Raw genomic sequence first — 13453 nt, 5'->3', positions numbered from 1 at the left:
CGTCGGTCCGTGGGCGGATCAGTTCACCGGGGGCTGTTGCGGATACGCCAACTCCATCGGATGCGGATTACGGCTGCGCGGGTCGCCGGCCAGGATCGATGCCTGCCACATGTCCAACCATCGACCGGGAGCCAGCTCGGTGTACCGGCGAACCCCTTCGAAGGTGAAGCCGGCCGCAGCCGCCACCCGCCAGGACTCCTCGTTGCCGATCATCGCCTCCCACCGGATCGCGGCCAGGCCGAGTTCATCGAAGCCATGGCCCACCACCAGCCGCAGGGCCCGCGACATCAAACCGCGTCCGCGGGCTTCCGGATGGATGACGAAACCGACATCGCCGATGACGGGGTCTTCGGTGACCTTCCCGGGGCGCAACATCGCGGTCGAACGCAGGTCGATCTGCCCGCAGGTACGCACCCGGCCGTCCACCTCGGCGGTGATCATCCAGCCGAGGGTGTGTCCGCTGCGCCAGCCCTCGGCGACGATCTCGGTGACGAAGTGGCGGGCGTCGGCGAGCGAGTAGCCACCCTCGGGGTTGGGGATGGTGGTCCACTTGATGCTCTCGGGGTCACGAGCCCATTCGACGATCGCGGGGTAGTCGTCCTCGATCGGGGCTCGCAGGGTCACCACACCGTCGCCGAGCTCCGGCACGAGTTCACGCCAATCGTCCATGCACCGTAGTTTCTCGGGCCGATGTGGTGCCGGCAACCGAGTTTCCGCGCGGGGCCGGTATCGATTTCACCCACCGAGTGCCCAGGGTGGAAGATGAGGCACATGTCCGAAACTACGCTGCAAGCCGTTGACCGGGAATCCTGGTCCGAGGCCGACTGGCCGCTCGGTGCCCTCTGGGACGAGGAATCGCAGAGCACCACCATCGCGGTGCACGCCCCCAACGCCACCCGGGTGTTGCTGGAGGTCTACGAGCAGGCCATCGGTGCCGATGCAGCCGCCGAAGCCGACCTCGTGCTGAGCGAGAACGGTATTTGGCGGGGGCGCTTCGCCGGCATGGGGCCGGGCACCTTGTACGCCTTCCGTTGTTGGGGCGAGAACTGGCCGGTCGACGAGGCCTGGCAGCGCGGCAACTCCGCCGCCGGGTTCATCTCCGATCTCACCGACGAAGGTGACCGGTTCAACCCGAACAAAGCCCTCTTCGACCCCTATGCCCGGGAACTGACCCACAACCTGGAGGCGCACTGCATCGACGAAACCGGCCTGGACGCGGGTGCCTTCGGTACCGGCGGGCAGGACTACCGGGGCCGTCCACGGCGCGAATACGACACCGGCCGGATCGTCCCCAAGGGCATCGTGCTGGACGACGACACCGACACCGGCCGTCGACCGATGCTGCGCTCCCAGGATCAGATGGTCTACGAGGCACACCTGCGCAACCTGACCGCGCACCCCTCGACCATGCGGCTGCACGACCTGATCGGCGAGGTGCCCGGCTTCCAGGACGTGCTGAACGTGCCCGAAGAGCTGCTCGGCACCTATGCCGGGGCCGCGCTGATGGCGCCCTACCTCAAGGCGCTCGGCGTGAACACGATCGAATTCCTGCCGGTGCAGGAAACCAACGACGCCGAACACACCGAACAGACCGGCGGCTCGAACCACTGGGGCTACCAGACACTGGCCTACTTCGCCCCGAACCGCGACTACGCCGCCGACAAGTCCCCGGGCGGCCCCACCCGCGAGTTCAAGGAAATGGTGCGCGCCTTCCACGACGCCGACGTCGAGGTGTGGATCGATGTGGTGTTCAACCACACCGGTGAGGGCGGCAACTGGGGAGATGTCGAAACCGCCGGCTTCGTCAGCCTGGGTGGTTTCGCCGCCGCCGACACCTACGTGATGACCGCCGAACACGGCATCGTCGACGGAGCCACCGGCTCGTCCAACCAGGTCAACTTCTCCCGCGAGTCCACCCGCACCCTGGTGCTGGACTCACTGGCCTACTGGGCCGACGAGATGGGTGTGGACGGGTTCCGCTTCGACCTGGCCACCGTGCTGGGCCGCGAGCCGGACGAGGCCGACCGGGAGGACTGGGAGGCCCAGAAGCGGTTCTTCAACGACCACCCACTGCTGGTGGCGATCCGCGACCTGGCCGACGAGAAACATGTCTCGGTGGTCGCCGAGGCCTGGGACCTGTGGGGTTACGAGGTCGGCAACTTCCCGGCCGGCTGGGGTGAGTGGAACGGTCGCTACCGCGACGCACTGCGCCGCTTCGCCAAGGGCGAGGGCAACACCCACGAGTTCATGGACATGATCAACGGCGACTGGCTGAACTTCAACGACCAGGGTGGCCCGCAGAAGTCGATCAACTTCGTCACCGCCCACGACGGGTTCACCATGATGGACCTGGTCTCGTTCAACACCAAGGACAACCTGCAACCCTTCCCCTTCGGCCCCTCCGACGGCGGTTCGGACGACAACCTGTCCTGGGATTCCGGGGGAGACAAGGGCCTGCGCCGCACCCGCTGGCGCAACTTCTGGACCCTGCTGTTCTTCTCCCGCGGGGTGCCGATGGTGGTCTCCGGGGACGAATACGGCCGCAGTCAGAACGGCAACAACAACCCGTGGTGCCTGGACACCATCGGGTTCTGGAACAACTGGGAGCAGGCCGCGTCCAATGCCCCCGGCAAGGTGCCGGTGGACCCCGAGGGCAAGTACGCCTACTACGACATCCTCGGCACGATGGACGCCCCCGAGGGGATCAACCCGCTGCTCGGCTTCGCCTCCCGGGTGGCCCGGATGCGCCGCGACCACTCGGCCCTGCGGGTGGCCCGCTGGGGTGACGCCGTGCTCGGCAACTCCGATGTCACCTACCTCTTCGCCGGTCTGGACGGGCAGGAGGGCCCGGCCGAGGGGCAACGGGCGGTGGCCTTCCTGGTCGACGGCCAGGGCATGGGTGCCGACAGCTTCCTGGTGCTGGTGAACATGGACGCGGTACCGCACACCTTCAACCTGCCGGTGGCCGGCGTGTGGTGGCGAACCATCGACACCGGCCCGTGGGCCGAGGCCGAGGGCAACTGGTGGCCGGTCGGCACCCACAAGGTCGAGGGCACCTACGAGGTGCACGCCTGGTCGGTCGCGGTGCTGCAGGCCCCGCCGCTGCCGAACGAGAACTACCTCAAGACCGAGGCGACCACCGACACCGAGGACCAGGCGCGCCGCGACGAGGACGCCGAACCGTCGGCCGAGGGCGAAAGCACCGAGGAAACCGGCGGGCAGAACCCCGAAGCCACCGAGGGCAACGAGCCCGAGGACGCGCCGGAGGGGGAGCGTCCCGAAGGTGCCGAAGCGGAGGCCCAGCCGCAGTCGTGACCGCCCGGGCGGGGACGGGAATTGAGTACCCTGTGCTCTGTGACCGACTGCCACAGACGCAGGGGGCTGCGGCCCCCGTCCCCTCCCACCCCATCCGCTGAACCCGGAGCCCGTTGATGGGTGAGGTGATCGGCAATATCGCCCTGATCCTGCTCTTCGTGGTGATCGGGGGAGTCTTCGCCGCGGCCGAAATGGCCCTGGTGTCGTTGCGTGAGAGTCAGGTCAAACAACTCGCCACCCGGGGCAAACGCGGCCGGGCCGTGCAGCGCATCACCGACGACCCGAACCTCTTCCTTTCCGCGGTGCAGATCGGTGTCACCCTGATGGGCTTCCTGTCGGCCGCCTTCGGTGGTGCGACCCTGGCCAACGACGTGGCACCCGGCCTGGAGAAGATCGGGGTGCCCGACACCATCTCCAACGGGGTCGCCCTGGTGCTGGTTACCATCGCGATCTCCTATGTCTCGATCGTGCTCGGTGAACTCAGTGCCAAACGGCTCGCGATGCAGCGGGCCGAGAGCTTCGCGATGGTGCTCGGCCCGATGGTCGACGGGCTGGCCCGGCTGGCCCGTCCGGTGATCTGGTTCCTCGGCATCTCCACCAACCTGGTGGTGCGTCTGCTCGGCGGTGACCCGAATGCCTCGCGCGAAGAGGTCACCGACGAAGAGATCCGCGCCATGTTGAGCGGGTCACGCACCCTCGGCGATGTCGAGCGCCGGATTCTCGACGACGTCTTCGACGCCGGTGAGCGCAGCCTGCGCGAGGTGATGGTGCCGCGCACCGAGGTGGAATTCCTCGCCTCCGACCTGCCCGCCTACAAGGCCGTGCGCCAGGTGCGCGGGGCGCCGCACTCGCGGTACCCGGTCACCGGCGAATCCGCCGACGATGTGATCGGCTTCGTCCACGTCCGCGACCTGTTCGACCCCGAGGTCGCCGACCGGTCGGTGCCGGTGGGTGAACTGGTGCGTCCGGTACTGAACCTGCCGATGACGGTGCGGGTGCTGTTCGCCCTGGCCGAGATGCGGCGGCGCTCGGCCCACCTGGCCATCGTCCGCGACGAATACGGCGGCACCGCCGGCATCGTCACGATGGAAGACCTCTTCGAAGAACTCGTCGGCGACATCACCGACGAATACGACGAACCGACCGTGCCGGTCATCCTGCCCGGCGACGGCACCGCCGAGGTCGACGGGCTGACCAGCCTGGAGGACTTCGCCGACCAGTTCAACCTGGTGCTCGAGGAGGGCCCCTACGACACCGTGGCCGGCTGGTTCATGGCCCTCCAGGGCAAACTGCCCGCCCTCGGCGACGAGGTGGAGGCCACCTTGGCCACCGTCAGCGACCGCGAGGTGCTCAAACGGGTGCACTGGACGGTGATCGAAATGGACGGCCGCCGGGCCGCCCGGTTCCGAATGCAACGCGGTGAGGGTTCTGTGGGCAACGACTGACGGCGTGCTTGAATACCGCCATGTCAGGGCCCTTCTCGACCACCGCCGCGGCGGATCCGGATGGTTCGAAACTGTTGACCTCACCCGGAATCGCGCCGCTACTGACCGCTGCGGTGGAACACGAGGGGGGCCGGTTGCAGTCGTGGGAAATGCAACACGTCGACGCCCACCCCCAGCGCAGCACCACCGCCACCTACTCGGCGGTCGTCGAATGGCCCTACGGCACCCGTGAGGAGCTCTTCGGGGTGAGCGCGCGCCGCTCCGGCCCCGCCGGCAGTGACGGGCAGGCCCGGATCTTCGCCGACGGCAAACGCTCGGTCGCGGTCTGGCTCTATCCGAAGGACCCCGACCTGCCCGGTCTGGCCCGGGCGGCCTACCCCGAACAGATGGCCCGGATCCTCACCGAACACCGGGTGCTCGGCGGACCGGCCGGCCCCGACCAACTCGAAATGCAGATGATCGGCTACCGGCCGCGGCGCCGGGCGGTGCTGCGGGCCACGGTCAACCAGGGTGGTCGCCGCACCACCTTCTACGTCAAGGTGCTGCGCGAACACCTCTTTCCGGTGGTGCTGCAGCGCCACCAACTGCTGCTGCAGGCCGGGGTACCCGCCCCGCCGGTGGCAGCAACCACCAACGACTTCCTGCTGATCCTGGCCGAACTGCCCGGCCGCCCCCTGGCCCGGGCGGTCTTCGACCCCCAGCCGCCGTGCACCGCCGAACAACTCATCGGGGTACTGGACGCGATGCCGTCCAGCATCGCGCAACTGGAACGCCGCCCACCGTGGTCGGATGCGGTCGACCACTACACCACCATGGTGCTGCAGGCGATGCCCAGTTTGGAGAAGCGACTGCGCTGGATGGCCCGACAGATCCGCGAGGGCTTGCACGGCATTCCACTCGGCCACGAACCCACCCACGGTGACTATCACGAGGGTCAGATCCACGTCGGTGGTGGCGGCATCGTCGGGTTGCTGGATGTGGACACCGCCGGCCCCGGACGACGCGCCGACGACCTCGCCTGCCTGGTCGCCCACCTGTCGACGATCCAACGGATGAACCCGCAACAGGCCGCCCGGGTGCAGGACCTGCTGGCCCGGTGGGTGCCGGTCTTCGACACCCGGGTCGACCCCACCGAACTGCGGTTGCGGGCCGCGGCGGTGATCATCTCGCTGGCCACCGGCCCCTACCGGGGGCAGGAGCCGAATTGGGAGAAGGAGACCCTCTACATCGTCGACGCCGCCGAGGCCCTGATCCGGCAGGTGCGTTGACCCCCGCGCAAGCGGCGACGAACCCTGCGCGTAAAGTCGTAGCCCCCGGCAAGTAAGTGTCGGACCCGAACCAGTACCCGCACCTCGGTGCGTACCTCAAGGGAGAGTCAGATGGCTGAAGTAACCGCTACCGTCGCATCCACCTCCGGCCTGCACGCCCGTCCGGCGCAGCTGTTCGTCCAGGCAGCTCAGGAGGCCGGCATCCCGGTGCAGATCTCCAAGGACGGCGGCGACCCGCTCGACGCGACCAGCATTCTCGGCGTGATGGCCCTGGGCGCCAAGCACGGCGACAAGGTCACCCTGACCGCCGAGGGCGACAACGCCGACGAGGTGTTGGCCAAGCTCGCCGAGGTCGTTGAGACGAACCTGGACGCCTGATGGCCGAGACGCTGCATGGCGTGGGGGTCGGCAGCGGGGCAGCTGTCGGCCCGGTGGTTCAGGTGCACCCGGCTCCGAGCACGCCCAAGGATGAACCTGCCCCGTCCGACCCGGAGGCCGCCAAGCAGCAACTCGCCGAGGTGCTCACCGGCATCGCCACCGAGTTCACCGAACGTTCCCAGCAAACCTCCGGCACCCTGTCGGAGGTGCTGTCGGCCACCGCCATGATGGCCTCCGACTCCTCGCTGAAGCAGAAGGCCGAGGCCTCGATCGACTCCGGGATCGGCCCGGCCACCGCCATCGACAAGGCGGCCGAGGAGTTCGCGGCGATGTTCACCGCCGCCGGGGGTTATCTGGCCGAGCGGGTCACCGACCTGATGAGTGTGCGCGACCGGGCCGTGGCTCGGCTGACCGGTCAGGACGAACCCGGTGTCGGCACCCTCACCGAACCCAGTGTGATCGTCGCCCGGGACCTGTCCCCGGCCGACACCTCCGCCCTCGACCTGGACATGGTCGTGGCGATCGTCACCGAGGAGGGCGGCCCGACCTCGCACACCGCGATCATCGCCCGCCAGCTCGGCCTGCCCTGTGTGGTGCGCGCCGAGGGAGCCCTGGGCCTGGCCGAGGGGGTCATCGTCGGTGTCGATGCCGGACACGATGAGGTGGTCGTCGAACCGTCCGAGAAGGTGCAGCAGAGCTACCGGGAACGGGCCGAGCGGCTCGAAGCCCTCGCCGAGGACACCGCCCCCGGTGGTACCGCCGACGGATCCCCGATCCAGTTGCTGGCCAACATCGGCACCGTGGAGGACGCCGAGAAGGCCGCGAAACTGCCCGTCGAAGGGGTCGGGTTGTTCCGCACCGAGGTGCTCTTCCTCTCGGCCAACACCGCCCCCACGGTGGAGGAACAGGCCGAGGCCTACACCGCGGTGCTGAAGGCCTTCGCCGGCCGCAAGGTCGTCGTCCGCACCCTGGACGCCGGTGCCGACAAGCCGCTGAAGTTCGCCAACCAGGACGTCGAGGAAAACCCGGCCCTGGGCATTCGCGGTTACCGGCTGGTGCGCACCATGCCCGACCTGATGGCGACCCAGTTGGAGGCCCTGGCCCGGGCCCAGGAAGCCGCCCCCGATACCGAACTGTGGGTGATGGCCCCGATGATCGCCACCCGCCAGGAGGCGGCGGACTTCGCGATGCAGGCCCGCAAGGCCGGTATCCGCAAGGTCGGGGTGATGGTCGAGGTTCCGGCCGTGTCGTTGAAGGCCGAGGCGATTCTCGCCGAGGTCGACTTCGGTTCGATCGGCACCAACGACCTGGCCCAGTACACGATGGCCACCGACCGGATGCAGGGTGCCCTGTCCGACCTGCTGGACCGCTGGCAACCGGCCGTCCTGCAGTTGGTCGCGGCCACTGCCCAGGCCGGCAAGGCCCTTGCCCGTCCGGTCGGGGTGTGCGGTGAATCGGCAGCCGACCCGGTGATGGCCCTGGTGCTGAAGGGCATGGGCATCACCTCGCTGTCGATGTCCACCGGCGCCACCACCGAGGCCCGCTACGCCCTGCGCAGCCACACCCTGGCCGAGTGCGAGGCGATGGCCCAAGCCGCGATGGCCGCCGACTCGGCCCAGGAGGCCTTCGCCACGGTGCTGAAGATGGTCAAGGCCGACGTGCGCACGGTGCTCAACCTGGACTGAACCCGCGCCACACACAACGGCCTCGTCCCCTTCGGGCGGGGCCGTTGTCATGTGCCACGATGGGGCCATGACCCACCCTGCTGCAGTGTTGTTCGACAACGACGGAACCCTGGCCGACACCGAACCCATGTGGGTCGAGGTGGAACGCGAGGTGTGCCGCGAAATCGGTGGCGAATACACCCCCGAGGTGCGCGACGCCACCCTGGGCAACTCGATGGAGGGCACCGCCGAGATCCTGATCGATGCCGCCGGACGCACCGACCTGGAGGTCGCGGAGGTCAGCGAGCTCCTCACCGTCCGGGCGGTCGAGCGACTGGAATCCGGCGGTTTCGAGTTCATGCCCGGTGCGGTCGAACTGCTCGCCGCCCTGGACGAGGCCGGCATTCCGCTGGCCCTGGTCTCGGCCGCCGACACCCGGGTGCTGGCCGCGGTGACCTCGCGACTGCCGAAGCCCTACTTCTCGGTGATCATCGGCAACGACTCGGTCACCCGCGGCAAACCCGACCCGGAGGGTTACCTGATGGCAGCCGCCGAGCTGGGGGTGAACCCGGCCGATTGCCTGGTGATCGAGGACACCGCCAAGGGAGCCCAGGCCGGCAACGCGTCCGGGGCCCGGGTGATCGTGGTACCGAATGCCGAGGGCATCGTGGTACCCGAGGCGCCCCGCCGTAGCTTCGTCGACACGCTGGCCGGGCTCGGGGTGGCCGACCTGGCCGCGATGATGGAGTCGGCCGATGCCTGAGCCGATCACCGCGGTGCTCTTCGACTTCCACTCCACCCTGGTCGATCAGGGCGAACCGGCCCCCTGGCTGGCCGGTGCCTGGCAGCGGGCCGGCAAGGACGGCACCCCGGCCGAGGGGTTGGGCGAGGAGCACCACCGGCAGATCGTCGCCTTTCTCGATGAACTGTGGACCCACGGCCGCCGGATCGACCCCGAACACACCCGCGACCTCGGCGTCGACCAGCACCGGAAGGTCTTCGGCGAACTGGCCGCGGTCGGCAACCTGCCGGACGACCTGGTCACGCCGTTGTGGGAGACGATGCTCGACCACTGGGTGCCCTACGACGACACCCGTCCGGTGCTCACCGCCCTGCGCTCGGCCGGGATCAAGGTCGGCCTGCTGTCGAATATCGGGCTCGATCTGGCGCCCACCCTGCACCGGCAGGGCCTCGACACGCTGCTCGACGCAGCCACCCAGTCGTGGCAGGTCGGCGCGGTCAAACCCGAACCGGCGATCTTCACCGCCGCCCTGGAACAGTTGGGGGCCGACCCGCGGCAGACCCTGATGGTCGGCGATTCCTGGAGCGAGGACGGCGCCGCGGCCGGGTTGGGCATGCGTACCCTGATCCTGCCCCGCACCCGCGGCCCGGTGCACGGCCTGGACGCGGTACTGCGGCTGGTGGGCGTTTCGTGACACCCGACTGGGCCGCCCTGCGGGCCCGGGCCACCGAGGCCGCCACCCGCGCCTATGCGCCCTACTCGAACTATCCGGTCGGGGCGGCTGCACTGGTCGACGACGGCCGGATCGTGGTCGGTTGCAATGTCGAGAACGCCTCCTACGGGCTCACCCTGTGCGCCGAATGCGGCCTGATCTCGTCGCTGATCGCCGGTGGCGGGGGACGGCTGGTCGCGTTCTGCTGTGTCAACGGCTCCGGTGAGTTGATCACCCCCTGCGGACGGTGCCGACAACTGTTGATGGAACACGGCGGGGCCGACCTGTTGATCGACACCGCGGCCGGCCGGCTGCGGCTGGAAGACCTGTTGCCGCACGGTTTCGGGCCCGACCACCTCGTCGAACGGAGAACCAGATGAGTATGACCGCCGATGCGATCCGCGCCCTGCCCAAGGTGTCGCTGCACGACCACCTGGATGGCGGCCTGCGTCCGGAAACGGTGATCGAACTTGCCGCCGAGGTCGGCCACGAACTGCCCCGTACCGACCCCGAGGAACTGCGGATCTGGTTCGCCGAGGCCGCCGACTCCGGTTCGCTGGAGCGGTACCTGGAGACCTTCGACCACACCGTCGCGGTGATGCAGACCGCCGAGGCGCTGCGCCGGGTGGCCCGCGAGTTCGTCGAGGACAATGCCGCCGACGGGGTGATCGTCGCCGAGGCCCGGTGGGCCCCCGAACAGCACCTGCAACGCGGCCTGAGCCTGGACGAGACCGTCGAGGCGGTTCGCGATGGCCTGGCCGAGGGCATGGCGGCCTGTCACGAGGCCGGCCGGCCGATCGTGGCCACCCAGTTGGTGACCGCGATGCGTCATGCCGACCGGTCGCTCGAGATCGCCGAACTGGCGCTGCGGTGGCGTGACGAATCCGTGGCCGGGTTCGACATCGCCGGCGCCGAGATCGGCTTCCCGCCGACCAACCACCGGGCCGCCTTCGACCTGCTGCGCGAGCACCACATGCGGTTCACCATCCATGCCGGTGAGGCGGTCGGCCCCGAATCGGTGCACCTCGCCCTGGCCGAATGCGGGGCACACCGGATCGGGCACGGGGTGCGGCTGTTGGAAGACCTCAGCTTGGGCGGGCAACCGGCCACCGCCGGCAGCGACCCCTGGTCGGTGCAACTGGGCCGGCTCGCGGCCTATGTGCGCGACGCCGGGATTGCGCTGGAACTGTGCCCCTCGTCCAATGTGCAGACCGGGGCGGTGCCCGCCCTGGCCGAACACCCGATCGAACTGTTCCACCGGCTCGGCTTCACCGTCACGGTGAACACCGACAACCGGTTGATGTCGAACACCACCCTGACGAAGGAATTCGGCCTGCTGGTCGAACTGTTCGACTGGACCGAGGACGACATCCGGCAGGTCACCCGGCACGCCCTGCGCAACGCCTTCCTGCCCCTGCCGCAACGGGTGGAGTTGGCCGAACGCTTCGGGCTGTGAGCAACCTGTGCGCACTGTTCGTCCGCGGCGAAAGTGACCGCCGGACCCTCCGAGTCGGCAGCCGACGATCTGCGGCGATACGCTGATGGGTATGACTTCACGCGTGTTGACCGCAGTCGCCTGGCCCTACGCCAACGGGCCGCGCCACATCGGGCATGTTTCCGGTTTCGGGGTGCCCTCCGACCTGTACTCGCGGTACATGCGAATGGCCGGGCATCAGGTGCTGATGGTCTCCGGCACCGACGAACACGGCACCCCGATCTCGGTGCAGGCCGAGAACGAGGGCCTCACCACCCGTGAGCTGGCCGACAAGTACAACCGGGTGATCGTCGAAGACCTCCAGGGTCTCGGCCTGTCCTACGACCTGTTCACCCGCACCACCACCCTGAACCACCGTCGGGTGGTGCAGGGTATGTTCCGGGCCCTGCACGACAACGGCTACGTGGTCGCCAAGCCGACCAAGGGCGCGATCTCACCGAGCACCGGCCGCACCCTGCCCGACCGCTACATCGAGGGCACCTGCCCGCTGTGTGGGGCCGACGGGGCCCGCGGCGACCAGTGCGACAACTGCGGCAACCAGCTCGACCCGATCGACCTCAAGAACCCGCGTTCGCGGATCAACGGCGAGGTGCCCGAGTTCGTCGAAACCGAGCACTTCTTCCTCGACCTGTCCGCCCTGTCCGGGCAACTGGGGGAGTGGCTCGACACCCGCACCGACTGGCGTCCCAACGTCCTCAACTTCTCCAAGAACCTGCTGGAGGATCTGCGTCCCCGGGCGATCACCCGCGACCTCGACTGGGGTATCCCGATTCCCCTGGACGGATGGCGCGACCAGCCGATGAAGCGGCTCTACGTCTGGTTCGACGCGGTGATCGGCTACCTCTCGGCCTCGGTCGAATGGGCCGCCCGCAGCGGCAACCCGGACGCCTGGCAGCAATGGTGGAACGACCCGTCCGCCCACTCGCGGTACTTCATGGGCAAGGACAACATCGTCTTCCACTCGCTGATCTGGCCGGCGATCCTGCTCGGCCACAACGGTGAGGGCTCCCTCGGCGGGGAGCCCGGCGAGTTCGGCAACCTGAACCTGCCGTCGGAGGTCGTCTCCAGCGAGTTCCTGACCATGAGCGGGTCGAAGTTCTCCACCTCCCGCGGCCGGGTCATCTACGTCACCGACTTCCTGCGCGACTTCGGCCCCGACGCGTTGCGGTACTTCATCGCCGTGGCCGGCCCGGAGAACCAGGACACCGACTTCACCTGGGACGAGTTCGTGCGCCGCACCAACTTCGAGCTCGCCAACGAGTGGGGCAACCTGGTGAACCGCTCGATCGCGATGGCCCACAAGAACGTCGGGGCCGTCCCCGCGCCGGGGGAGCGTACCGACGCCGACGAGCAACTGCTGGCCACCTCGAAGGCCGCCTTCGACACCGTCGGTGAGCTGTTCGCCGCCTGCAAGTTCAAGCAGGCCACCACCGAGGCGATGCGGGTGGTCACCGCCGCCAACCGGTACCTCTCGGACGAGGAACCGTGGAAGCTCAAGGATGACCCGAGTCGCCGCGACACCGTGCTGCACACCGCCCTGCAGGTGGTCGCCGATGCGAACACCCTGCTCACCCCGGTGCTGCCGCACGCCGGCCAGAAGGTCTTCGAGGCGCTCGGCGGTGAAGGGGTCTGGGCGGCCCAGCCCGAGATTCGTGAGGTCGACGAGGCCGGTGGCCCCGACTACCCGGTGCTGATGGGTGAGTACGCCCTGGAACAGGCCCGCTGGGAGTCGACCCCGATCACCCCGGGGGTGCCGCTGGCCAAGCCCACCCCGCTGTTCACCAAGCTGGACGACAAGCTCGGGGAGACCGGGCCGGAGTGGGCCCCGATCGAGAAGTAGGCCGGGCCTGTGCGGCCCGGCGGAATCACGGCTTCTCGGGCAGCGGCTCGTCGGGGATCTTGCCGTCGGCGATCGCCTGCTTGACCAGCGCGCGGACGTTCTCGATCCGTCCGCAGTCGTCGTCGAGCAGCTTCGACCGGGCGATGAGGAAGTCACCGCCGATCTGCTTGCGCGCCGCGGCGCCGATCTCCTCACGGGCCGGGTTCAGCATCGTCAGTTCTTCCTCCACGACGTGGTGGTAGAAGTAGGCGCTCATCTTCTCGGCGGCGTCGTCGTACTTCTGGGTATCGGTGCCCTTGGCCTCCAACAGCTCCAGCAGGCAGGACATGCCCTCGGCGTGTTCTTCCTTGCCGTGTTCGACCTCGTGTGAGCCGACATTGCGGGCGCGCCGCTTCAGCTTCGGGTAGACCACATCCTCCTCGGCCTCGCCGTGGGCCACGAAGAGCGCCGCGAAGGCCTGACGGGCCGCCTCGCGGTCGAGGCTGTCATTGCGCAGGTCACGCATCAGGCTCTCCATCACCTGATGGTCGAGCAGGATCACGTCGACAATGTCACCGGAGGTCGGACGGGGAATCGCGAAAGAAGACATGTCGA

12 protein-coding genes are annotated in these 13453 nt (G+C 68.6%); 10 read left to right on the top strand and 2 right to left on the bottom strand.

Going from position 1 to position 13453, the window contains the following annotated elements:
* Positions 1-18: 18 nt before the first annotated feature.
* Positions 19-669 (bottom strand): GNAT family N-acetyltransferase, encoded by a 651-nt coding sequence (locus tag ACR4XW_RS07990; protein WP_434760019.1) that lies wholly within the window; start codon positions 667-669, stop codon positions 19-21.
* Between the two features lie 102 nt (positions 670-771).
* On the opposite strand from ACR4XW_RS07990, the gene ACR4XW_RS07985 reads away from it, so the two are divergent.
* The 10 genes from ACR4XW_RS07985 (at position 772) to metG (ending at position 12859) form a co-directional block, all read left to right on the top strand.
* Complete coding sequence (locus tag ACR4XW_RS07985; RefSeq protein WP_434760018.1) at positions 772-3315, top strand: alpha-amylase family glycosyl hydrolase; 2544 nt, start codon at positions 772-774, stop codon at positions 3313-3315.
* Between the two features lie 116 nt (positions 3316-3431).
* Complete coding sequence (locus tag ACR4XW_RS07980; protein ID WP_434760017.1) at positions 3432-4760, top strand: hemolysin family protein; 1329 nt, start codon at positions 3432-3434, stop codon at positions 4758-4760.
* Positions 4761-4780: 20 nt separating this feature from the next.
* Entirely contained in the window at positions 4781-6028 is a 1248-nt protein-coding gene (locus ACR4XW_RS07975; protein WP_434760016.1) for a phosphotransferase, read from the top strand.
* A gap of 111 nt (positions 6029-6139) precedes the next feature.
* Positions 6140-6406 (top strand): HPr family phosphocarrier protein, encoded by a 267-nt coding sequence (locus ACR4XW_RS07970; protein ID WP_434760015.1) that lies wholly within the window; start codon positions 6140-6142, stop codon positions 6404-6406.
* Positions 6406-8091, top strand: a complete 1686-nt coding sequence (ptsP, locus tag ACR4XW_RS07965) for a phosphoenolpyruvate--protein phosphotransferase (protein ID WP_434760014.1) — start codon at positions 6406-6408, stop codon at positions 8089-8091. The genes ACR4XW_RS07970 and ptsP overlap by 1 nt, the downstream gene beginning before the upstream one ends.
* A gap of 67 nt (positions 8092-8158) precedes the next feature.
* Positions 8159-8833, top strand: coding sequence for an HAD family hydrolase (locus ACR4XW_RS07960; protein WP_434760013.1), 675 nt, complete (start codon positions 8159-8161; stop codon positions 8831-8833).
* Entirely contained in the window at positions 8826-9506 is a 681-nt protein-coding gene (locus ACR4XW_RS07955; RefSeq protein WP_434760012.1) for an HAD family hydrolase, read from the top strand. Before ACR4XW_RS07960 ends, ACR4XW_RS07955 begins: the two co-directional genes overlap by 8 nt.
* A complete protein-coding gene (locus ACR4XW_RS07950) occupies positions 9503-9904 on the top strand; it encodes a cytidine deaminase (RefSeq protein WP_434760011.1) in 402 nt (133 codons plus the stop codon). Before ACR4XW_RS07955 ends, ACR4XW_RS07950 begins: the two co-directional genes overlap by 4 nt.
* A complete protein-coding gene (locus ACR4XW_RS07945; protein WP_434760010.1) occupies positions 9901-10980 on the top strand; it encodes an adenosine deaminase in 1080 nt (359 codons plus the stop codon). Before ACR4XW_RS07950 ends, ACR4XW_RS07945 begins: the two co-directional genes overlap by 4 nt.
* A 91-nt stretch (positions 10981-11071) precedes the next feature.
* Positions 11072-12859, top strand: coding sequence for a methionine--tRNA ligase (metG, locus tag ACR4XW_RS07940; protein WP_434760009.1), 1788 nt, complete (start codon positions 11072-11074; stop codon positions 12857-12859).
* Between the two features lie 25 nt (positions 12860-12884).
* On the opposite strand, the gene ACR4XW_RS07935 is transcribed toward metG, so the two are convergent.
* Positions 12885-13448, bottom strand: coding sequence for a hemerythrin domain-containing protein (locus ACR4XW_RS07935; protein WP_434760008.1), 564 nt, complete (start codon positions 13446-13448; stop codon positions 12885-12887).
* Positions 13449-13453 lie beyond the last annotated feature (5 nt).

It is taken from the genome of Pseudenemella bisphenolivorans (assembly GCF_051133435.1).
Taxonomy (GTDB): Bacteria; Actinomycetota; Actinomycetes; order Propionibacteriales; family Propionibacteriaceae; genus JAAYAO01.
The sequence above is the reverse complement of the archived record's forward strand: the minus strand, read 5'-3'. Positions and strand labels throughout refer to the sequence as shown.